Origin of the sequence: Bacillus sp. FJAT-29790 (genome assembly GCF_019039215.1) — a bacterium.
Classification (GTDB): Bacteria; Bacillota; Bacilli; order Bacillales; family Cytobacillaceae; genus Cytobacillus.
In genome coordinates this window covers 2,988,975-3,011,557 of sequence record NZ_JAHNZZ010000001.1, presented here as the reverse complement: position 1 = coordinate 3,011,557, position 22,583 = coordinate 2,988,975, and the positions used below count along the sequence as shown (strand labels likewise).

The 22,583-nt window shown below is 38.9% G+C and carries 20 protein-coding genes and 1 pseudogene; 13 read left to right on the top strand and 8 right to left on the bottom strand.

Features of this window, described 5'->3' with window-relative positions; genetic code table 11:
- Positions 1 to 33: 33 nt before the first annotated feature.
- From BGM26_RS14205 to BGM26_RS14195, 3 genes are all read left to right on the top strand, one after another.
- Positions 34 to 759, top strand: a complete 726-nt coding sequence (locus BGM26_RS14205) for an ABC transporter ATP-binding protein (RefSeq protein ID WP_217040434.1) — start codon at positions 34 to 36, stop codon at positions 757 to 759.
- 16 nt (positions 760 to 775) lie between these two features.
- Positions 776 to 2,488 (top strand): acetate--CoA ligase, encoded by a 1,713-nt coding sequence (gene acsA, locus BGM26_RS14200; protein WP_217040433.1) that lies wholly within the window; start codon positions 776 to 778, stop codon positions 2,486 to 2,488.
- A gap of 262 nt (positions 2,489 to 2,750) precedes the next feature.
- Positions 2,751 to 3,959 (top strand): homoserine dehydrogenase, encoded by a 1,209-nt coding sequence (locus BGM26_RS14195; RefSeq protein WP_217040432.1) that lies wholly within the window; start codon positions 2,751 to 2,753, stop codon positions 3,957 to 3,959.
- 86 nt (positions 3,960 to 4,045) lie between these two features.
- Here BGM26_RS14195 and BGM26_RS14190 read toward each other — a convergent pair whose 3' ends face one another.
- Entirely contained in the window at positions 4,046 to 4,912 is an 867-nt protein-coding gene (locus BGM26_RS14190) for a TetR/AcrR family transcriptional regulator (protein WP_217040431.1), read from the bottom strand.
- A gap of 464 nt (positions 4,913 to 5,376) precedes the next feature.
- Here BGM26_RS14190 and proC point away from each other — a divergent pair, with 464 nt between their 5' ends.
- Both proC and BGM26_RS14180 read left to right on the top strand, forming a co-directional pair.
- Entirely contained in the window at positions 5,377 to 6,192 is an 816-nt protein-coding gene (gene proC / locus BGM26_RS14185) for a pyrroline-5-carboxylate reductase (protein WP_217040430.1), read from the top strand.
- Positions 6,193 to 6,387: 195 nt separating this feature from the next.
- Positions 6,388 to 7,740 (top strand): L-cystine transporter, encoded by a 1,353-nt coding sequence (locus tag BGM26_RS14180; protein ID WP_483297806.1) that lies wholly within the window; start codon positions 6,388 to 6,390, stop codon positions 7,738 to 7,740.
- Positions 7,741 to 7,779: 39 nt separating this feature from the next.
- Here the strand turns inward: BGM26_RS14180 and BGM26_RS14175 are convergent, their stop codons facing one another.
- The 4 genes from BGM26_RS14175 to BGM26_RS14160 all read right to left on the bottom strand — a co-directional run bounded on the left by BGM26_RS14175 (position 7,780) and on the right by BGM26_RS14160 (position 13,021).
- Positions 7,780 to 9,081, bottom strand: coding sequence for an NCS2 family permease (locus BGM26_RS14175; RefSeq protein ID WP_217040428.1), 1,302 nt, complete (start codon positions 9,079 to 9,081; stop codon positions 7,780 to 7,782).
- 213 nt (positions 9,082 to 9,294) lie between these two features.
- Positions 9,295 to 11,139 (bottom strand): beta/alpha barrel domain-containing protein, encoded by a 1,845-nt coding sequence (locus BGM26_RS14170; RefSeq protein WP_217040427.1) that lies wholly within the window; start codon positions 11,137 to 11,139, stop codon positions 9,295 to 9,297.
- Between the two features lie 252 nt (positions 11,140 to 11,391).
- Positions 11,392 to 12,390 (bottom strand): inorganic phosphate transporter, encoded by a 999-nt coding sequence (locus BGM26_RS14165; RefSeq protein ID WP_217040426.1) that lies wholly within the window; start codon positions 12,388 to 12,390, stop codon positions 11,392 to 11,394.
- 13 nt (positions 12,391 to 12,403) lie between these two features.
- Positions 12,404 to 13,021, bottom strand: coding sequence for a DUF47 domain-containing protein (locus BGM26_RS14160; RefSeq protein ID WP_217040425.1), 618 nt, complete (start codon positions 13,019 to 13,021; stop codon positions 12,404 to 12,406).
- Positions 13,022 to 13,455: 434 nt separating this feature from the next.
- On the opposite strand from BGM26_RS14160, the gene BGM26_RS14155 reads away from it, so the two are divergent.
- Both BGM26_RS14155 and BGM26_RS14150 read left to right on the top strand, forming a co-directional pair.
- Positions 13,456 to 14,283, top strand: coding sequence for an aldo/keto reductase (locus tag BGM26_RS14155; protein ID WP_217040424.1), 828 nt, complete (start codon positions 13,456 to 13,458; stop codon positions 14,281 to 14,283).
- A gap of 414 nt (positions 14,284 to 14,697) precedes the next feature.
- Entirely contained in the window at positions 14,698 to 14,958 is a 261-nt protein-coding gene (locus tag BGM26_RS14150) for a GlsB/YeaQ/YmgE family stress response membrane protein (RefSeq protein ID WP_217040423.1), read from the top strand.
- A 135-nt stretch (positions 14,959 to 15,093) separates the two neighbouring features.
- Here the strand turns inward: BGM26_RS14150 and BGM26_RS14145 are convergent, their stop codons facing one another.
- Entirely contained in the window at positions 15,094 to 16,002 is a 909-nt protein-coding gene (locus BGM26_RS14145) for an RluA family pseudouridine synthase (RefSeq protein WP_217040422.1), read from the bottom strand.
- 241 nt (positions 16,003 to 16,243) lie between these two features.
- Between BGM26_RS14145 and BGM26_RS14140 the strand changes: the two genes are divergently transcribed.
- A complete protein-coding gene (locus BGM26_RS14140; protein WP_217040421.1) occupies positions 16,244 to 16,642 on the top strand; it encodes a YhcU family protein in 399 nt (132 codons plus the stop codon).
- Positions 16,643 to 16,824: 182 nt separating this feature from the next.
- Here BGM26_RS14140 and BGM26_RS14135 read toward each other — a convergent pair whose 3' ends face one another.
- The gene (locus tag BGM26_RS14135) at positions 16,825 to 17,295 is read right to left on the bottom strand and encodes a thioredoxin family protein (protein ID WP_217040420.1); all 471 of its coding nucleotides are present in this window, start codon (positions 17,293 to 17,295) and stop codon (positions 16,825 to 16,827) included.
- Between the two features lies 1 nt (position 17,296).
- Positions 17,297 to 17,734, bottom strand: a complete 438-nt coding sequence (locus tag BGM26_RS14130) for a disulfide oxidoreductase (RefSeq protein ID WP_217040419.1) — start codon at positions 17,732 to 17,734, stop codon at positions 17,297 to 17,299.
- 313 nt (positions 17,735 to 18,047) lie between these two features.
- On the opposite strand from BGM26_RS14130, the gene BGM26_RS14125 reads away from it, so the two are divergent.
- From BGM26_RS14125 to BGM26_RS14110, 5 genes and pseudogenes are all read left to right on the top strand, one after another.
- Entirely contained in the window at positions 18,048 to 19,793 is a 1,746-nt protein-coding gene (locus BGM26_RS14125; RefSeq protein WP_217040418.1) for a phospho-sugar mutase, read from the top strand.
- Between the two features lie 56 nt (positions 19,794 to 19,849).
- Positions 19,850 to 19,954: pseudogene (locus BGM26_RS21825) on the top strand (SDR family oxidoreductase); the annotation flags it as partial.
- A 162-nt stretch (positions 19,955 to 20,116) separates the two neighbouring features.
- Positions 20,117 to 21,235: a GAF domain-containing sensor histidine kinase gene (locus BGM26_RS14120; protein ID WP_217040417.1), complete on the top strand. Its 1,119-nt coding sequence runs from the start codon at positions 20,117 to 20,119 to the stop codon at positions 21,233 to 21,235.
- Between the two features lie 11 nt (positions 21,236 to 21,246).
- Positions 21,247 to 21,888: a response regulator gene (locus BGM26_RS14115; protein WP_217040416.1), complete on the top strand. Its 642-nt coding sequence runs from the start codon at positions 21,247 to 21,249 to the stop codon at positions 21,886 to 21,888.
- A gap of 157 nt (positions 21,889 to 22,045) precedes the next feature.
- The gene (locus BGM26_RS14110; protein ID WP_217040415.1) at positions 22,046 to 22,576 is read left to right on the top strand and encodes an NADPH-dependent FMN reductase; all 531 of its coding nucleotides are present in this window, start codon (positions 22,046 to 22,048) and stop codon (positions 22,574 to 22,576) included.
- Positions 22,577 to 22,583: the final 7 nt, after the last annotated feature.

The window sequence follows — 22,583 nt, the reverse complement described above, 5'->3', positions numbered from 1 at the left end:
GTCCCGTTAATCTGCGATAAAAGGATGGTTAATATGCTCGCAATTGAAAATGTTTCGAGAACTTTTACAAACGGAGAAACCGGTTTTAAAAATATAAATCTATCTGTTAATAAGGGAGAAATTATTGGGATTCTCGGTACAAGTGGATGCGGAAAAAGCACCCTTCTCCGCGTTTTATCTGGACTGGATGAAGAATACAGAGGGACTGTTCGGATTGGCGGAGAAGCAGTCCGCTCAGTTCATGAAAAAATTGGAATGATTTTTCAGGAACATCGGCTTCTTCCTTGGTTGAAAGTAATAGAAAATGTCGCCTTCGGATTAAACAACAGTCTCCAAAAAAATGAAAAAGCAAGCAAGTATCTTGATTCTGTAGGGCTGAAAGGATTCGAGAATCATTACCCGAAAGATTTATCAGGGGGAATGGCCCAGAGGGTTGCGATAGCAAGGGTACTTGTTACCGCACCAGAAATTTTATTATTAGATGAGCCATTTAGTGCCCTGGATGCTTTTACAAAGATGCAGCTTCAGGATTTATTACTCTCTATTTGGCAGCAATACCAATCTACTATATTACTCGTAACTCACGATATCGATGAGGCGTTATATTTATGTGACCGCATCATCATTCTTCGCGGCCAGCCAGGAGAGGTTTATTCGGAAATAGCTATTGATCAGCCTAAGCCACGTGCTAGAGGGGATGCTTATTTGGGGCAATTGAAAGAAAAAATTATTCATTTGCTTGACCTATCAACTAGCTAGTAAAGGAGTTTTTTAAATGAAAGTATTTGATCGGCAACAGTTGGAACCCTTACAGGGAAATTATAATCTTAGAAACTATCAAGATACGTATAAAAGTTTTTCATGGGAAGAACCTGTCAAACATTTCAGATGGAACAAATCAGGGCTTGTCAACATGGCATATGAATGTATCGATAAACATGTTGATGATGGATTCGGGGAAAAGACCGCTATTCACTATATAGATGGGGATGAGGAAATAAAGCTTAGTTTCCTGGACGTGAAGGAAAAAACAGATCATTTGGCAACTGTGTTAAAAACGCACGGGGTTAGTAAAGGAGATTTTGTTTTCATTTTTTTGCCTAAACATCCTGATTGTTATTTGGCCATGATTGCCGCGATAAAAATTGGAGCAATAGCCGGTCCTTTATTTGAAGCGTTTATGGAAGAAGCCATCAGGGATCGAATTGCAGACTGTGAAGGGAAATATTTGATTACTGATCATATTCTTGGAGAGCGCATTCCAAAGGATGACCTACCTTCATTGGAGAAAATCTTTATTACTTCAGGTCCTGAGCACACAAAAGAAGGGGAAATTTCCCTTGTATCTGAACTTCAAACCATTCCTTCTGAATCTAATATCATCGAATGGGTTGACTTGGATGATGGCTTGAACATTCATTATACAAGCGGATCGACTGGAAAACCAAAAGGAATTATTCACGCACATCGGGCAATGATTCAGCAATATCAAACAGGTAAATGGGTGCTTGATCTGAATGAGAATGATATTTATTGGTGTACTGCTCACCCTGGATGGGTTACAGGCACTGTATATGGAATTTTTTCACCATGGCTAAATAGAGCCACCATTGTTATTAACGGGGGACGGTTTGATGCCCAGTCTTGGTACAAAACGATTGAAAAAGCGAAAGTAACGGTTTGGTATAGCGCACCAACTGCATTCCGAATGCTGATGTCAGAAGGGGAAGCGGTTCAAAAGCAATATAACTTGCATTCTCTTCGCCATGTATTAAGTGTCGGAGAACCGCTTAATCCTGAAGTAATCTATTGGGGGAAGGAAACGCTCGGCAAGCGAATTCATGACACATGGTGGATGACAGAAACGGGAGCACAGCTCATTGTTAATCTTCCCTCAGAAGTGATAAAGCCAGGTTCAATGGGGAGACCAATACCTGGAATTCAATTAGCCATTCTAGATGATGAGGGGGAAGAGCTTTCTACTGGTAAGATTGGCCATCTTGCGATTAAAGCTCCATGGCCAGCGATGATGCGGGAAGTGTGGAAAAATGAAGAAAAGTATCGAACTTATTTTCCTTTTCCAGGCTGGTACTTATCGGGTGATCTAGCTATTCAGGATGAAGACGGATATATTTTTTTCCAAGGCAGAAGCGACGATATGATTAATTCATCTGGTGAACGGATTGGCCCATTTGAAGTAGAAAGCAAATTAATTGAACATCCTGCGGTCGCTGAGGCAGGAGTGATTGGCAAACCCGATCCGCTAAGAGGCGAAATTGTTAAGGCGTTTATCGTTCTCCGTAAAGGTTTCGTGGAAAATGATTATTTACTTAATGAAATCCGCCATTTTGTAAAAAGCAAACTTGCAGCCCATGCAGCCCCTCGGGAAATCGAAATCGTTGCTGAACTTCCGAAAACGAAAATTAGTGGGAAAATTTTGAGAAGAGAGCTGAAAGCACAGGAACTGCAGAAAGTGAACGGACACTAAATATTCCTTTTATGTGGAAATGAAGGTAACTGTCATATTCCTAGAATTATTGGCGATATAGTAAATATCGAGCAATTTCCGAGGAATATCGGCACCTTTTAGCATATATCGAGCATTTTCCGGGAAATATCGTCAACTTTTAGCAAATATCGAGGAATGCACTCTCCTAGATATTTTGGCGCCTTTTTAACATATATCGGTTACTAATCAGAGATATTTATCAGCAATTAAACATCATAGAGGTAGAATAGGAGGATGGAAAGTGTCAGCCATTCATATTGCACTTTTAGGTTATGGTACGGTAGGGAAAGGTGTTTTTCAAACGGTAAAAACACATCAAAATAGGCTTAAATCCATTTTGGGTAAAGAAGTAAAAATCGTTGCAGTTCTTGTCAAGAATCTTGGGAAACATCAATTGTCAGATGAAGAAGTTATTCTTACAGACGATTTTGAAGACATTATTAAGCTTGAGAAGCTAGATGTGATCATTGACGCAATCGTCGGAAAAGAACCAGGATTTTCTTATTTGCAGCAAGCAATTCATAAAGGCTGCCATGTAATAACGGCAAACAAAGAAATGTTTGCCCATCATGGAACAGAGTTAAAACGATTAGCAAATGAACAGGATGTGACAATCGGCTTCGAAGCAACAGTGGCTGGCGGGATTCCTGTTATTCAAACGCTAAAGCAATTATTGAACGTAAATAAAGTTGAAAAAGTACAGGGCATTCTCAATGGAACGTCTAATTTTATTTTGACAAAGATGAGAGAAGACGGACTGCCTTTTGATTTAGCACTTAAACTAGCACAAGAAAATGGATTTGCTGAAGCAGACCCAACGAATGATATCGAGGGCTATGATGCATTCTATAAAGCAGTGATCTTGAGTGAACTTGTATTTGGGGAGTCACCAAAGTGGGAAGAGTCGATTAGAGAAGGAATCACTGCTATCACATCTGAGCAAATGGATGTCTTCTCTTCATTAGGTTTTAGAATTAAGCATGTTGCTTCCATAGAAAAAACAACTAAAGGAATCCAATGTACAGTAAAGCCAGTGTTAGTAAACGAGGCACATCCATTTTACCAAATTGAGGGCGTTCAAAATTCTGTTTCCATTGACGCAGATATCGTGGGGAATATTAGTCTCCAAGGCCCAGGGGCAGGAATGTTTCCGACAGCCAGTGCAATTATTGAAGACTTAATCCATCTTGGAAAAAAGAGTAACCGATTATCCTATTTAGAACAAGAAAATGAGAGCAATAAAGATTCAATCCACCCATTCTGGCTAATCGGAGGTGGCGTAAACGCTTCCGATCTGCCTGCTCCAATTCAAGTGATCGAACGGATTCACTCCAATGTTCTAATCGTGCAGGCACCAGAAGAGGCAGTGAATGCTATCCATATTCCAGACGTATATTATTATCAAATTCTCGGGAAATTGGAGTGTAAAAAAATACTTGTAAGCAATTGAAAATAAAGACAGGTGCTTGGCACCTGTCTTTATTTTCAATAATGGAATTATGACTAACCGATTAAATTGCGAATGGATGGGGCAGTTTAATCGGTTAAAGTAATATTGAATTCGGAAGCGATGAGTTCTCTGCATTCATCAAGTTCAGGATAGGCTTTAAAGTTAGATAGCATCCCTTGAATGACAGGGATCCTTGGTTTGTCTTTTATGATTTCTGCTTCTAAAACTTCTAAGGAAATTTCTAAAGCTTCTCTGTCTTTCAAATGAGCAATGATCTTTTTAATATCATCAATTGCTTTTTGGATTGGGTTGCCTGTGAAGCAAATTTTGGCTTTCGATAGAAGATGCTGAATTTTTTCTTCGGTAATGATCGGATGCTCATTGCCAATCCCGGAAACAATCGAATCCATTCTTCTCATAATATATTCTGAAAGTACATTTAAATTTATGGCGTGCTTATCAAGGAAAATCAGCCGGATATAAGATTGAAATAGACCCTCGAGCATAAACGACAAATCCCATACATGTCTTTGGATACTATTTCCATATATTGAAAGTAAACGATTCTGATAAAAAGATTGGGTCTCCATATGCATTTTATAAATGAGTTCTTTAATGTTTCTATTTAATGGAATAGCTTGCTCTCTTGATTGCATAATAATAAAATCTTTTTGATTAATAACTGTTTCAAAAAGTGTGTTCAATTGAATAATGAATTTTTCTCTTGGAGGCAGATCCATATTTTCAGCAGAATTTACCTTTTTTTGCATTTGTTCAAAATAATATGCAAGGATTGATTCAAGCAGTTTTTCTTTTGATTTAAAAGATAAGTAAAAAGCTCCTTTGGATATTCCACTAACGTTGGCGATTTCCTGTATGGATGTAGAGGAATATCCTTTTGAAGCAAATAATTTGATCGCAGATTCGATAATGATTTTTTCTTTTTCTGTCATGCTAAAACAACTCCTATTCTGGAGTGCCTCTCCTATTTATAAAAGCTGAGCAATAAAAAAACGCTTGATTATGACTGAAAGGCTAGTTAAATTAAGTTTATCAACTTATCTTATCATAAGAAATATATGGACATTGGTCAACTTAATATAGAGAAGTGAGAATGAAAAAGAGTAATGGATTCTCACTGAAGAATAAGTTTGTTGTATAGTATCTAATCGTTATTATAACTTTTGCAAAATTATAATTCGGACTGAAGATGATATCTAAGATTTCAATGCTGCTTGTGACAGTTAGGATGGGGTTTATCCTGGTGAAACTTCAGAACAAGTAGCTGAGAGTAGATCAGAACTAGTAGAGAAGAGCGTTCATTCGGCAGATGCCATCATCTGTCGATTTTTTTGTTTTCAGAATGAAGCTGAAGTATAATAGCAAAAGTCAAATAGAAAGTCAGGATGTGTTCAACATGAATAAACAAATTGGATTTATCGGATGCGGAAAAATGGCACAGGCCATTATTGGGGGAATCTTAAATTCTAATATTGTGGATAAGGATCAATTAATTGGCAGTGCTAGTTCGAAAGCAACAATAGAAAATGTAAAGAAGCGATTTTCCATTCAAGTGACAATGGACAATAAACAAGTGGCTGAACAGGCAGACCTACTATTTTTAGCGGTTAAGCCTGATCTTCATTCATCTATCATCGAAGATATAAGACAATCAATAAAATCAGGTGCCATTATTATCACAATGGCTGCCGGTATTAGTTTGCGATTTCTTGAAGAATCGTTCGGCAGGGAGATTAAAGCGGTACGCTCCATGCCAAATACACCTTCTTTGGTAGGAGAAGGAATGAGTGCTATTTGTGCGAATAGATTAATGAACGAAGCAGATTTGCAAGCGGTCCTTCAGATCTTTTCAAGCTTTGGGAAGGTGGAGGTTATAGAAGAGTCCTTAATGGATTCTATCCCTGCGATTAGTGGCTCATCACCGGCTTATGTTTATATGTTCATTGAGGCATTGGCCGATGGGGGAGTAAAAGGCGGGTTAACAAGAGAACAATCCTATAAATTAGCAGCTCAGGCAGTCTTGGGTGCTGCGAAAATGGTTCTTGAAACAGGAAAGCATCCTGGGGAGTTAAAAGACCAGGTATGTACACCTGGGGGAGCAACGATTGAAGCTGTTGCAGAACTTGAGAAAAATGGTTTTCGTACAGCTGTCCTCACAGCAATGGAGAGTTGTGTGGAAAAAACAAAATTATTATCAAATAAAGATTATTGAAACTTCTGTTTGCAAAAAAAATATAATAGGATATTAATGGAAATCCCAACAGAAATATTATAGAGATAAAACATTCCGGTTTAATTCCTACTTGACTCATAGGAATACATGATTTATAGTAATTTATAATTGGAGTTTTATATTTTTGGAGGGATTATGGTGACAATAGGACTAGTCATTTTGAATATTGCTATTATGTTACTGCTTATAGTTGGCCTGTTTTATATGCAAAAGAAACATGTCTCCTTTTCTAAACGTGTTTTCACTGCTTTAGGTTTGGGGATTGTATTTGGTTTTGCCCTGCAGTTTATTTATGGACCGACATCTGAGGTTGTATCTGAATCTGCAGGATGGATTAATCTAGTTGGCGGAGGATACGTGAAATTTCTGCAAATGATTGTTATGCCACTAGTATTTATTTCAATTTTAACGGCTTTTACGAAATTGAAATTAAGCAATAATATTGGAAAGATAAGTACTCTTATTCTTGGCTTGCTTGTGGGTACTACGGCTGTGGCAGCAGCGGTAGGAATTGCAACCGCTGTAGGATTTAATCTTGAAGCAGTGCAAATTACACAAGGAGACGCCGAAGTTGCCCGGGGAGAACTGCTTGAACAGAAATTTCAAGAGATTGATGGAAGAACGATGCCTCAGCAAATTCTCGATTTGCTGCCGGCCAATCCGTTTCTTGATTTTACTGGCGCACGACCGACATCAACGATTTCAGTCGTCATTTTTGCTGCATTTTTAGGAATTGCCTATTTAGGGGTTAGAAGGAAATCCCCAGAACAGGCTGAGCTATTTGCGAAGATTGTTGATGCATTCTACACAATTATTATGCGTGTTGTCACACTCATCCTTCGAATGACGCCATATGGTGTTCTTGCGATTATGACGAAAACAGTTGCGATGAGTGATGTCGATTCCATTTTGAAGCTCGGTAAATTCGTTGGCGCATCGTATGTCGCATTGATCATTATGTTCTTGATTCATTTATTGTTGCTTACTTTTGCTGGGCTTAATCCAGTGACATACTTGAAAAAGGCATTTCCGGTGCTAACTTTTGCCTTTACATCACGTACAAGTGCAGGGGCATTGCCATTAAATATTAAGACACAGAAATCTCTCGGTGTTCCGGATGGAATTGCGAACTTCTCAGGCTCATTTGGTCTTTCGATTGGGCAAAATGGCTGTGCGGGGATTTATCCTGCGATGCTTGCAGTCATGATTGCACCGACTGTGGGGATCAATCCTTTGTCACCATCTTTCATCGTCACAGTGATAGCAATTGTCGCGATAAGTTCCTTTGGTGTTGCTGGTGTTGGAGGCGGAGCGACATTTGCAGCATTATTAGTTCTTTCAGCTTTAAACCTTCCTGTCGCTTTAGCAGGTTTATTGATTTCTGTTGAACCGCTCATAGACATGGGCCGTACAGCAGTAAACGTCAGTGGCTCTATGACTTCAGGAATCTTAACAAGCCGGATTACAGGTGAAATTGACAGTAACACATACAATGATATGAATGAAAAAATCGAAGCGGAAGCGTAAAGAAAAACCGACAGGTGCCAGGCACCTGTCGGTTTTTCTTTAGTGTGGCAAATAAGCTAATTGGTAAAAGAATAATACGGCAAATAAGTAGACGAGGGGATGAACTTCACGCCATTTTCCTTTAACTACTTTCATTAACGGATAGGAAATGAAACCAAGTGCAATCCCAGTGGCAATGCTGGAAGTCAATGGCATGCTTAAAACAATTAGGAATGCTGGGAATGCTTCATCGATTTCTCCCCATTTAATATGAGAGATACTGCTCATCATCAAGCTACCTACAATAATTAGAGCCGGAGCAGTGATGGCCGAAATTCCGGAAACAGCACTTACTAAAGGACCAAAGAAAGCAGAGACAATAAATAATCCAGCAACTGTTAATGTCGTTAATCCTGTTCTTCCGCCTGCAGCCACACCAGCTGAGGATTCAATATAAGCTGAAGTCGGGCTCGTTCCGAACATCGCACCGATTGTTGTGGCAACTGAATCAGAAAGCAATGCTTCCCTTGCTCTTGGCATTGTCTTACCTTTCATTAAACCAGCCTGCTGCGCAACACCGATCATCGTCCCTGTTGTATCGAAAATCGTTACTAGCAGGAAGGAAAAGACGACTGCATATAAACTATGCTGAATCACATCTCCAACCGCTTCAAATGGGTTGAAAATAATCACTCCATCCGGAAGGGAAGGCATTGATACAAATCCTTGTTCAAAAGAAAGTTGGCCTGTAAAGAATGCAATGCCCCCGGTAATAATCATTCCGAAAAACAAAGCACCGTTCACGCGTAAAGTCATTAAAATTAATGTGATTGCCAACCCTGCTAATGCTAGGAGTGCAGAAGGTGAATGAAGATCTCCAAGAGCCACTAGGTTTGCGGGATGACTAGTAATGATACCGGTAAGGCGTAGCCCGATAAAGGCAATAAACAACCCAATTCCCGCGGTAATGCCGTGTTTTAAATTATCAGGGATGGCTTCAATTAATTTATTTCGAAAAGGGGTAAGCGATAAGATAACGAAAATAAGCCCTGCAACAAATACGGCAGCAAAAGCTGTTTTATAATCAATATTGCCGTGGGTGCCAACGACAGAATAGGCGAAATAAGCGTTCATTCCCATTCCTGGTGCGATTGCAATTGGATAATTAGCGAATAGTGCCATCCAAAGTGTCCCAGCAACAGCTGCAATGATAGTAGCGGTAAATACTTGTTCAAAAGGTACACCGGCATCCGATAAAATAATCGGGTTCACAATCACTATATAGACCATCGTTAAAAAGGTCGTAATTCCTGCAAGAACCTCTGTCTTAGCAGTTGTTTGATTTTCTTTTAGTTTAAACATGAAAAGTCCTCCGAATACGAACGTTTTAAAACTCATTTACTATATTATTCGTTATTAGGAGAAAAAACAAGAGCTTACTTCCGAATTTTTTTATCAGAAACAATGAAAGGGCATTTCAAAGGGGGATTTAAGATCTGATTTATTGAAAAAAAAAGCTAACCCCTCAGCCGCAGAAGAAGAGATTAGCCTTTTTCATTGTTAATAACCTTTGATTCAGGTTTTGTTTATTAAAAAGTCTCTCGATAAAATTAAGCCGAAAACATACATAATGAAGGCAAAATAGGCAGGAAGAAGGTGTATGAATGTTGTGTATCCGATCACGAAATGAGTCAGAATTCCTGCAGAGAATGCTGGAATGCCCCCATACAGGAATGAATTCCAAACCCATTCTGCTCCTTGCTGAAAACCCCATAACGCCATCATTAATACAAGAAGGCCGACACTCAATAATGCACTGCCAAAACCGGCTCGGTCGTGAGCAATGACAGGGATAAGTCTGCTGTTAATATTATTGAGCAGTTCAGCAGGAATGCAAATAAACCCTAAGTCTGTGGGTACGAAAACATTTGTTACTCCAATTGTAGAAATTACTACTCCGCCAATAACAAATGAAAAACCAAGGATGACAAAGCAAAGCTGTCCCAAAAGTGCCTTTTTCCATGCAGACGTATTTTTTCGGTTTTTAGAGATAGGCGTCTGGATAGCCCCCCTTGTTGAATAAACTGCCCATATAAAAAAAGGAAGAAGGATTAGCCAGAATAACCCATGAAGCCAGTCAAAATATCCGTATCCAATAAAAAGGAGTATCCCTAAAAAACCAGAAATGGCAGCGATATTGATCGCTTTTCTAGTCCAATGCAATCCGTAACGAACGCCATTCTTCGCAAGTTGAATATATAGAATAGCCCCAGAGATCATCGTTCCGGCCAGCGTCATTCGATCGTGAGCCATAAATTTGATCAGGTTCGGATTTAAAGCGATCAATTCAGCTCTCGAAATTTGTAGGAAGTTTTCATCATATGGAAGGATCACCCTTGTCATGCTGAAAAATAAAGCAAGAAGCCCTCCACATAAAATAATACAGCCAAACAGCCAATACCACTTCCAGCCAGCTAGTTCAATTTCGGCATTTTCTTGATTCATCACATCTGAAAGCGCCTCATTTATTCTTTTCGGCAAGCCGGGTCCCGAAACAACATATCCTTCAGAAAGTAAGATGAGATCAGCCCCAAGGGAATATAATGTTAAGGCATCTTCCGGTTCATAAACACCACCTGAGATAACGGTTGGAATATTAGCAAGTCCATTTTCGTTCAATAATTTTAAAGATGTGGCTAACTCAGCGGTTCGATCACCATCTTTTATTTCCTCAATCATGATTCCTTTTATTGCTTGAGTATGTAGAAGAAGCCTTATTTGTGGAAGCTCCTTTTCTACCCTTGAGTGTGGGATAGAAATGATAATCGGACGAACGAAATCATCTATAAATCTTTGTTCCTTAATGAAATTTAGTTGGTCGTACTCAATAATAAATGCACTAGCAAAGGACTGAAGGGGTTTAGCTAGTTTGATTAATTCTTCTGAAATGTTTTCCGGTGCGATATGATTTGCGCTTAAACGAATGAATAAAGGGATTTTAAGTTTATGCTTTTCTAGTCTTTGCAGCGTTTTTTCTAAACCGATGGATTCTAGTGGATCTGGGAATAAGACGGATTCTTTATTCATGATGAACTTAGCTGCATCTCCGGATTGATTCGGCATAAGTGTAACCGGCCCTACTTCAATAAATCCGAATCCAAGATGGGAGAAGGCTTTTGTACCGGATAAGAAAGGGTCTATTTTTCCGCTTAATCCGACTGGGTATTGGATATTACAATCGAATAGGTTTTTGTTTAATCTGGCTGATGGCTCCATATGGCCAAAAAATTCAATTAATTGTTTTCCTCCAGGGAGGTTTGCAATTACATTCATTCCACGGTGAATAAACTCTCTGCCTGCGGTACCGGGAAGCCGCGCCAGCCAAGGTTTAAAGAGGGGATGATAAGACCAATCTGGCATTGTGATTTGCCTCCAGACATTTAATCGTTACTTCTATTTTACAGGAAAGTGATCTTTTATGAAGAAGGAGATTTATTAAATAACTGAAGGTGACCGTCTTTCCCATTTCGAAGTGTTTTCGGTCATCATGGTCGGTGTGGTTTTCGATGGGTTTGATTTTTATATTAATGCAATTAACAACATTGAGCTTTAACACAGCCAAATTAAAATAGAAAAAAGAAGCTTGTTCAATATGAACTAGCTCCTTTTCGATTAAAAGATAGCATTTAAAAGCAGATAAACAAGACCAGCAATTGTTGCTGAGATCGGTAAAGTAATCACCCATGTAATCAGCATCCGCTGAGCAGTCCCCCATTTAACTCCTTTAATACGGTGGGCAGAACCAACTCCTAAAATAGAAGACGAGATAACATGTGTTGTACTGACTGGCAGATGAATAAATGTTGCTCCGAATATAATCATTGCCCCAGTTAGGTCAGCAGCTACACCGTTGACGGGCCGAATCTTCATGATTTTTCCGCCGACTGTTTTAATGATCTTCCAACCGCCGACAGAAGTTCCTAGTCCCATTGCAGCAGCACAGGAAAACTGAACCCAGAAAGGGATGTCTGTAGTCGTTACATAATTATTGGCAATCAAGGCCATTGTAATGATTCCCATCGCTTTTTGCGCATCATTTGTACCGTGTGTATAGGATTGTAATGCAGCTGTAAAAATTTGAAACAGGCGGAAATTTCGATTGGTTTTAGTTAAATTGTTATTTCTAAACACGAACTTAAAAATACTGTAAACGATAAAACCGACTACAAAAGCTATTAGAGGCGAAAAAATAAGCGCTTCTAATATTTTAAGAAAGCCCTGGTAATTAAGGGCTGCAAACCCTGAAGCAGCGATGGCAGCACCGGCAATCGAACCAATGAGTGCATGTGAAGAGCTGCTCGGAATTCCATAATACCATGTTAACAAGTTCCAAAAAATTGCAGCAATGAGTGCTGCAAGGATAACCAATGAACCATTTTGCAATGTAAACGGGTCAACGATATCTTTTGTAATCGTCTTGGCAACACCTGTGAAGGTCATTGCACCGACGAAGTTCATCACAGATGCCAAAATGATTGCATGTCTAGGCTTAAGTGCTTTCGTTGAAACAGAGGTCGCAATTGCATTGGCAGTATCATGGAAACCGTTAATGAAGTCAAATGATAGGGCACAGATGACAATAAAGATTGTTAAAATAAGTAATCCATCCATTCGTTACGGCTCCTTATGCATTTTTCATAATAATGGTTTCCAAAGTATTGGCTACACTTTGGCAGCTATCGGCAATATCTTCCATATTTTCGTAAATTTCTTTAAACTGAATGATTCTAATTGGATCTTTTTCTACAGTGAAGAGATGCTTAATGGATTGGCGTAGCACACCGTCACATTTTGATTCATAATCTTTAATTTTTATCGCGTGATCGCGGATTTTCAGCAATTTTTTTGTTGAAAGAAGTTCAACTGACTTTTCAATTTCGTAAGCACAATTTTTAATGGCATCTACAAACTTGAGCATAAAATCATCTGCTTGGGTGATGGAATACATTTCGAAAAGGGCTGCACAATGTTCGATTCCGTCAATCACATCATCCATGCTCATCGCCAGGTGGAGAATATCTTCCCGCTCAATTGGCGTGATAAAGGCATTATTTAATTCCTTTATAACTTCGTGAACATAGGAATCGCCTTTATGCTCATATTCCTTCATCGTTTCTGAGAAAATTTTTAAATCACTAACATTTTTCAGTTTATAGTCCGCGAAGTAATTTGCGCCTTCTTTGACATTTAGTGCAATATTGCTTAACAAAGTATTGAACTTGTCCTTCTTCTTGAAAACCATTTTTTTTTAACCCCCATAGGAAAAAATATCATCCAAACGATCATATTTTATACGAAAATGCGCGAATTAGATAGTTTTATGCCGAAAAAAGTTTAAAAAATTTTTAGTTAGACAAAAGAAAGCGATTTCATCTTAGTATGTGAGAATTTTGGAGAAATATGTTTTCAATATAAACAGTAGGTGAAACTTGACTCAGCGATTCCTTAATGGAAAAATTAATGCGTCCAAAAGAACAGCTATCTTAAATTGGTAGCCGTTCTTTCTTTTTCTATGAATGCTTTTACTAATTGATCTTGTTTGTGCAGATAGAAGCCTTTAAAACTCACTACAATTGCTGATCAAGTTTGAAAAGAGATAAATAATAGAATTTTTAGAATAGTGAAATGAATCCAACTGATGTTATAATGGAAATATCATGTGCTGGAGGGAAAAGGATGAAACTCAATCAGGATACGATTTCTTTACATAACGGTGTAAATATGCCGCAATTCGGCTTAGGTGTGTATAAAGTTGAGGAGGGGCAGCAGGTAGGGGAAACGGTTAAACTTGCGCTAGAAATTGGTTATCGGTTAATTGATACAGCAGCCTTTTATGATAATGAAGAAGGCGTAGGCAGGGCGATAAAAGAAAGCGGGATCCCGCGGGAAGACATTTTTATTACGACAAAGGTGTGGAACACGGATCAAGGTTATGACGAAACATTAGCGGCTTTTGACAAAAGCATGCAAAAGTTAGGTTTAGACTATCTCGACCTTTATTTGATTCATTGGCCTGTGAAGGAAAAGTATTTGGAAACTTGGAAGGCCCTTGAAAAGCTTTATCATGATGGAAAGGTAAGAGCAATTGGGGTCAGTAATTTTCAAATTCATCATTTAAAGGATTTAATGGAGAATTCCTCTGAAAAACCGGTCGTCAACCAAATCGAGCTGCATCCTCGTTTATCACAGGTTGAACTAAGAGCCTTTTGTAAAGAAAATAATATTAAAGTTGAAGCATGGTCTCCAATTGGGAGAGGAAGGCTTTTAGATGAGCCGACAATCAAACAAATTGCTGAAAAGTATGGAAAAACACCAGCCCAAATTATTTTAAGATGGCATCTCCAAAACGATGTCATTATAATTCCGAAGTCCGTCAATCCGCAGAGATTAAAAGAAAATGCAGATATCTTTGCTTTTGAATTAATGCCTGATGACATGACGCAAATAAATGAATTGAATATTAATGAACGTTTTGGACCAGATCCGGATTCGTTTGAGTTTTAAGTAAACTTTGTTGCTATTTATTCAAATAGAGGTGTAGTTGATTTCCGCTTCAGGATGCTCGCTTTCCGCGGGGCCGGCGGTGAGCCTCCTCGGCGCTCTGCGCCTGTGGGGTCTCACCTGTCCCGCTGCTCCCGTAGGAGTCTCGCACCTTCCGTTCCAATCAACTTCATATAAAACCTATTTAAAAACAACAATCATTTAGAAAACAGCCTGAAGAAATTAATAAATTTTTTGAGCTGGCTCATTGGGCCAGTTTTTTTTGTTTTTTTTATAAAATTGCTTCTTCATAGGAAGTATATTTTACTTTGCTCTGCAGATAATGATGGGGAAGATACTTTTTAAATCCTTTGAAATAATTTGTATGAAATGCATGAAAACGGAAAAAACTATCATAAAACAGCAAGGAGTGATATGATGTTTCATTTTTTATGGGTATTAATCATTGGCGGTATTATCGGATGGATTGCAGGTATGGTTGCAGGAAGAGATGTTCCGGGCGGCGTTATTGGTAATATTATTGCCGGCTTTGTTGGAGCCTGGTTAGGTACGATGGTGTTAGGTAATTGGGGCCCTATCGTTGCTAATTTTGCTATTATTCCGGCCATCATCGGTGCAGTTGTACTTGTATTCCTCTTAAGCTTCGTCATGAGAGCTTTTAGAAAAACGAACGATTAAATATGGGGAAGAGCCTTCCAATTCGGGAGGCTCTTCTCTTTTTCGGTGCCTGACACCAAAGAAAGACACTAACCACTATTTTTTCATGAACGAAGCCTAATAACACAGCCACGTGCCTGATACGAAAGGAAGGTACTATCTATAAAGTGTCCACGGGTGGTGCCTGGCACTGTTAGCGATGCATGTTATTTTTTCTTTCGTAAAGGGATGCGGAATTTCAAGTTTTTCAGCGTGTAATGCTTGATGATCAAAAATAGGTTTACCGCCATATAATAGGTCCCCTGCAAGCGGGTGGCCGAGGTGGCTTAAATGAACGCGAATTTGATGGGTTCTCCCCGTATCAAGCTGGCATTTAATAAGGGATAAATTTTGTTTAGGATAGGTTTCAATTAATTCGAAATGGGTGATAGCAGGTTGTCCCTTTGGAGAAACCCGCCTTCTTGTCGCGTGATGCCGATCACGGCCAATCGGTTCGCGAATCGTTCCTTTCTTTGCTTTCATCCTGCCATGAACGAGAGCAAGATAGGTCCTCTTAATTAATCTTTCTTCAAGCATTGAGTCCAAGATTGCCCCTGCCAAAGGATGTTTGGCGAAAAGCACAGCACCAGTTGTATCGCGGTCTAGGCGGTGCACATGTTTGATTTTCCGATGTTCACCTTGTGCTTGTAAAAGGAATGCGGCAGCATTGGCAAGTGTATTTGTTTGATCTGGTGTGTTTGGATGAGTGTCCATATTTGCCGGCTTATTAAAAACAATCATATGATCATCCTCGTACAAGACCTCAACCTCACGATAGGCAGGCTGCACGCCAAAATCCTCTTCCCTAAATAGTTTTAATTGCAATCGATCCCCAGCCTTCAGAGAATGATTCCAATCGATCAGTGGATTCCCATTAATTTTAATATGTTTTTCCATTCGCATGAAATGAATCTGCTTTTTAGGCGCTTTCCATAAATCGCGCAGGATATAATCAACTGAAAATCCCTCCCAATCATGCGGAAGGGTTAATTCAAACCATTCGCCAAACCTTCTAGTATGTATCATTTCTTCTCCTTTATAAAGCGTGTTTTTATAAAACTAATTCTACTAAAAATATTCTACTTAAGGTACAAGTTGTCATTAGAAATCGGCTAATTCACAGATTTTCTTTAATCTTTTACTCACCTATCAACTCTTGAAACCATGGATTTAATTACCACCCTAAAATATACAGTGAATATGATATTCTAATTTCATATGACGAATATGACGAACTAGTTACAGGGATAATTGAGGTGGGTTATAGGTGAAAGTTGTATTTGCATCAACTCCTGATCAAGAACAGAAAATCAAAGAACTTATACAAAATGTCTACTCGAATGTGTTTCCGCTTTATTTTCTTGATGACGATATTAAGGAATTCGAATCACTAAAAGTTTTACATACGACAACGAGGCATTTTGAGTATTTTGGCACTTTAAAGGAAGCATACCAAGTGATCGTTAGTCTGCAAACAATTATAGCGATTCTGGAATCGAGAAATATTGTAGCAAGGTATGAAGCTATTTTTGATAAAAACGTTCGTATGTTACAAGAATTAGGATTATCTTTTCCATTTGAATTTAGCCACTTTTATGGCGGGAAAATGTTCAAAAGCGAAATTCTGAGTATCTATACAAAAGCTGCGAATGAATTGCTAATTTAAGTAGAAAACGCCTGCTGGAATGCAGGCGTTTTGGTATTTAACTTTATTCAGCTGAAGTCTCTAAACGATTTAAGTGGAGAGATGAATACAAACAGGTATCCAATTTAGTAGGGGAACAAACCTCGGCTGAATAAAGTTAAGCAAATCGCCAAGGCGAATTTTATTTTCATATCACGATTAAATTATTTTGTATTTTCATTAAACCATTGTTTAAATACTTCCTTGTCGCGATAACCGGTTATACGCTGAACTTCTTTCCCATTCTTATATTGTACGATCGTTGGTGTTTCCGTAATTCGATATGTATCCCACCCTTTATCAAATTCAAGCAAGTTAAATTTAACGAGATCGATATTCATATCCATCGCAAGTGGAGCTACCACAGGAGTTGTTCTCTGACAGTGAGAGCATGTTGGGCTGTAAAAATAGACAGTGACATCTTCTTTATCATTCAGTTTTTTTTCTAATTGCTCCGGCAGGATTAAATTCTGATAGTTAGGATCATCAAGCTGTGCAATTGTTTCCGGATGAAGTGTATTTTTTCCGTATGGATTTTCTTCAGAAACCTTCTTTTCATTTTGCATTTTCGTCAAAAATCCGACAGCTGCAAATAGTGCTATAATGACGACAAGAAATATAACGACTTTCTTCATTTTATGCTTCCTCCTTCGATTTTTTCCATAAAAAATAACTGCAAATAAAAATGATAAGAAAAGCGATTAACGCTAAAAATGGAATGGTGATAAAACCAAGCCAATTAATATATTGACCCGTACAAGGGACTCTCCCACAAGATGCTGCATAGTCAGCGAAAAAAGCCACCTTTTGGATCGCGTAATGGTATAGAGAAATACAAGCGCCGATCGCAGATAAAGCCATCGAATAAATTCCGATTCGATAATCCTTCCGGACAACGGCTATTCCTAAAATGATAACAAAAGGGTACATTAATATTCGTTGATACCAACAAAGCAGACATGGCTCATACTGGCGAATCTCTGAAAAATACAGGCTGCCAAACATTGCGACGACTGATGCGGCCCATGAAACAAAAAGCAATGTCTCCCGAGGATCCTTATTTTTTTTCTGCATATGATTCTCCTTCAAAGGGTAATTACGTTGAAAATTATAGGACTACTTACTCTGCTTTGTAAATTATTTTTGTCATAATATCATTGTTTGTTCCAATGTTCGTCATCATTTAGACATCTATTCATAACTTCCACAAATCATATCTTAAGTAATCAGATGCAAAATTTCAAATGTTACACTAGATGCATAGGAACTAGAGTATTTAGAATAAAGGGGATTTTTGTCATAATAACACGTACGTTTCATAAAGGAGTATTTCTTTTTATCCCGAATTCATTTAATGTTGACTTTGACTTCGTTGGGAGGGATAAACATGGTATGGAAAACAAAAGCTGAGCGATGGATTCAGCAGGAAAATTTGAATAGTGAATTGTTAGAAGAGCTGCAAAGTTTACAAAAGGATGAGAAAAGCCTTGAAGATGCATTTTACAAGGATTTAGAATTTGGTACTGGTGGGATGCGTGGCGTATTAGGTGCTGGTACAAATCGAATGAATATATACACCGTACGAAAAGCATCTGCTGGACTAGCCGCATACATAGAAGCAAATGAATTGGATGCAAAGAAACGAGGAGTTGTTATTGCCTATGATTCCCGCCATATGTCGCCGGAATTCGCCATGGAGGCAGCAAAAACGCTGGCAACAAGAGGGATTCAGACTTATGTATTCAAGGAATTAAGACCAACACCGGAATTGTCATTTGCTGTGCGTTATTTAAACGCTTTTTCCGGGATTGTAATCACGGCAAGCCATAATCCGCCTGAGTATAATGGCTATAAAGTTTATGGTTCGGATGGGGGACAGCTTCCACCGGAAAGTGCCGACATCGTTATCGCAAAAGTGAATGAGATCGAAAATGAGCTTTTGATTGATGTAATCGATGAGGAGGCACTAAAATCGCAAGGATTAATCAAAATGATCGGAGAAGAAATCGATAGGAAGTATTTAGAAAACCTGATTACGATTTCAGAGAATCCGACCTTAAGTACTGAGGTTGATCTAAATATTGTTTTTACCCCTTTACATGGGACGGCAAACAAGCCGGTTAGGGATGCCTTAAAAGCATTAAATTATAAACATGTTCAGGTGGTTAAGGAGCAGGAGCTTCCTGACCCAGAGTTTTCGACGGTGAAAAGCCCAAATCCTGAGGAAAAGTCTGCCTTTGAAATGGCCATTAAAGTTGGGGAAGAGACGAATGCAGACCTGTTAATAGCAACAGATCCTGATGCGGACCGGTTAGGTATCGCCGTTAAAAATCAGGTGGGGGAATATGTTCTTTTAACTGGGAACCAGACAGGCGCATTACTCCTCCATTATATTTTGTCGCAGAAAAAAGAAAAGAATTTACTTCCGAAAAATGGCGTTGTCTTAAAAACAATTGTTACTTCAGAGTTAGGGAAAAAGATTGCTTCCTCCTATAATGTTGAGACGGTGGACGTATTAACTGGTTTTAAGTTTATTGCTGAAAAAATGAAGGAATATGAAGCAACAGGGAAATATACATATATATTTGGCTATGAAGAAAGCTACGGTTATCTAATTGGCGATTTTGCCCGTGATAAAGATGCCGTACAGGCCGCAATTCTTGCCGCAGAAGCAGCTGCTTTTTATAAGAAAAAAGGGATGTCTTTATATGACGCACTGCTTTCGCTTTTTGAACAATATGGCTATTTCCTTGAAGGCTTACGATCATTGACGTTAAAAGGAAAAGCAGGAGAAGAGCAAATTCAACAAACTTTAGCATCCTTCAGGAAGAATCCGCTTAAACGGTTAGGGGATCTACAGGTGTCAGCCATTGAAGACTATTTGACAAGCGTCCGCACAGAAAGCAATGGACAAGAACAGGTAATTGATTTGCCTAAATCGAATGTCATTAAGTACTATTTTGAAGATGGGACATGGATATGCTTGCGACCATCAGGAACAGAGCCGAAAATCAAATTTTACTTTGGGATAAATGGTTCTTCTCTTGTAGAAAGTAAACAAAAGCTTACTTCTATTGAAGATGCTTTTATGGAAATCGTCGATCTGAAATTGAAATCATCCTCGCTTAATTAAGAAGCTTAAGAGCATGTACAGTTTTCAAAATGACATCATGAAATACGAAGGCTTAGGCGGAGAACATCGCAAATGTTGTCTATATGGCCAGCGCTCCAAAGCATATGTTGATTGATGAAATCGTCATTCATTTGTTTGAACAAAATTATCCGATCGCTTAAAAAACACCGAAGAGAAGATCTCTTCGGTGTTTTTTATCAGCGAAATATAATTGATGTGTAAAATTTACAACTTTAGTCGTATTTGTTCTCATTCTAATTACTAAAGATGAAAAATAAGAAAAGTATTATACTTTAGTAAATAATAAAGCTTGGAGGAGAAAAATGACAGGGGAAAAGCATCATTCGGAAATCCGGATATTAAAAGAAATTGCCGAATTATTAAATGAGGGAACAGAAATCAATACAATATTGTCAGAGGTTTTGCGAAAATTGCTTCACGTTACTGGGTTGGAAACAGGGTGGATTTTTTTAATTGAGCCGGATGGCAAATACCGGCTGGTAGCGGAGGAAAAACTGCCTCCCGCCCTTTCCTGCCTTAACTTTGAACCGATGTGCACGGGTGATTGCTGGTGTATCGACCGTTATAACGATGGCAGACTTAATAAAGCGATCAATATCATTGAATGTAAAAGAATTGAAGACGCAATTGCCGAAAAAAGGGGAAATACGAACGGCCTGACGCATCACGCAACTGTTCCACTTCGAGCTGGTGATGAAAAATTCGGTATCCTAAATGTCGCGGCTCCGAATAAAACCTATTTTGAGCCTAATGAGCTTGCATTATTGGAATCCATTGCTTTTCAAATAGGAACGGCATTAAAGAGGATTAAATTAGCTGAGCGGGAGCAGGAAACTGCACTCACAGCCGAAAGAAATCGATTAGCGAGAGATCTCCATGATTCGGTTAATCAACTCCTTTTCTCGCTAAGTTTAACAGCAAGGGGCGGTGCCGAAATAACTAAAGAGCCAAATACGAAAGAAACCTTCACCTATATTCAAGATTTGGCCCAGGAAGCATTAAGTGAAATGAGAGCATTAATTTGGCAATTACGGCCGAGGGGACTGGAAAATGGCCTTATCAGTGCTTTAAATGGATATGGGCAAATGCTTGGATTACAACCTCATACGGAAGTGAAAGGCGTCATTTGTCTGCCTGGGAAAATCGAGGAAGTTTTATGGCGAATCGGGCAGGAGGCGTTAGCGAATTGCAAAAAGCATTCCGGACAGACGAATGTGGAAATTTCGCTAACGATAGAAAATCAACAGATAACAATGGTGATTTCAGATTGCGGATCTGGATTTCATTATGACAAGGACAAAGAAATTCCTTCACTCGGCTTAAAGAGTATGAAGGACCGAACAGAAGCGTTAAATGGACATTTTATGCTGCAAAGTTCTCCGCAAAAAGGGACAACGATTCATATCAGCATGCCAATTTAAGGGGGATGAAAATGGCGATTCGTATTCTCATTGCAGATGATCATCATGTCGTTAGGCGAGGTCTTGTTTTTTTTCTAAAAACGCAACCTGAAATTGAAATTGTGGGAGAGGCAAAAAACGGGCGCGAAGCTGTTGAACTTACGTTGAAGATTCGTCCAGATATCGTTTTAATGGATTTAGAAATGCCAATCATGAATGGGATTGACGCAACCCGTGAGATAAAAGGAAATTTTCCTGAGGTTAAAATCATGATGTTGACAAGCTTTTCTGATCAAGATCATGTCATACCTGCTATCGAAGCGGGTGCTTCAGGATACCAGTTAAAGGATATTGAACCAGATGAGCTTGTTAAGGCAATCAACCATTTAATGAACGGAGAAAACCAGTTGCACCCGAAAGCAACTTCACATCTTTTATCCCATTTATCGGCAAAAAGCAGTGCAGACAGAAAGCCATTAGACGATCTGACAAAAAGGGAAGTCGAGGTATTAAAAGAAATTGCCAAAGGAAAAAGCAATAAAGAAATTGCTTCAGCTCTGTTCATAACAGAAAAAACAGTTAAAACACATGTCTCTAACCTCCTATCAAAGCTAGAGTTGGCAGATCGAACCCAGGCAGCTTTATTTGCAGTCCGAAATGGGTTAATCGGGTAAAGAACAGCATCAGGTTTGGGCGAATCTACGACAAAAGATGTAGGTAAATTGAAATTTCTTTAGACCAAATATGGAGGGAAATATCAATCAGAGCGGTGATGTGAACGGTACAATCTCTTCCTATACTAAGAGTAGATAACAAAAGGAGAGATACAAAATGAAATTGTCAGTGATTAATGGAAGTCCAAGAAAAAAAGGCAGAACCGGTATTGCCGCGCGCTTTATTGCGAAAAAATATGGTGCGGATCTAATCGACTTAAGCAGAGGAGAAATTCCTCTATATAATGGTGAGGAAGAGCAGCACCAGCTGCCAGCTATTAAGGAACTTCGTAAGCAAATTGCTGTATCTGATGGGATTATTCTTGCCTCACCTGAGTACCATAGCGGAATGAGTGGATCTTTAAAAAACGCACTCGATTTTCTCAGCAGCGAACAATTTGCTCATAAGCCTGTTGGTTTGCTTGTAGTAGCAGGTGGTGGAAAGGGCGGCATGAACGCATTGAACAATATGAGGATTGTAGGAAGAGGCGTTTATGCAAATGTGATCCCAAGGCAGCTCGTACTTGACCCTCAATGCTTTGATTACGCAAATAACTGGCTGTTTGAAGAGCCTGCAAAACTTATCGATCAATTAATAAGTGAACTTCAATTATATATGAACAGCTATGTTCAAATGAAGGGCGAATAGGGGGTAT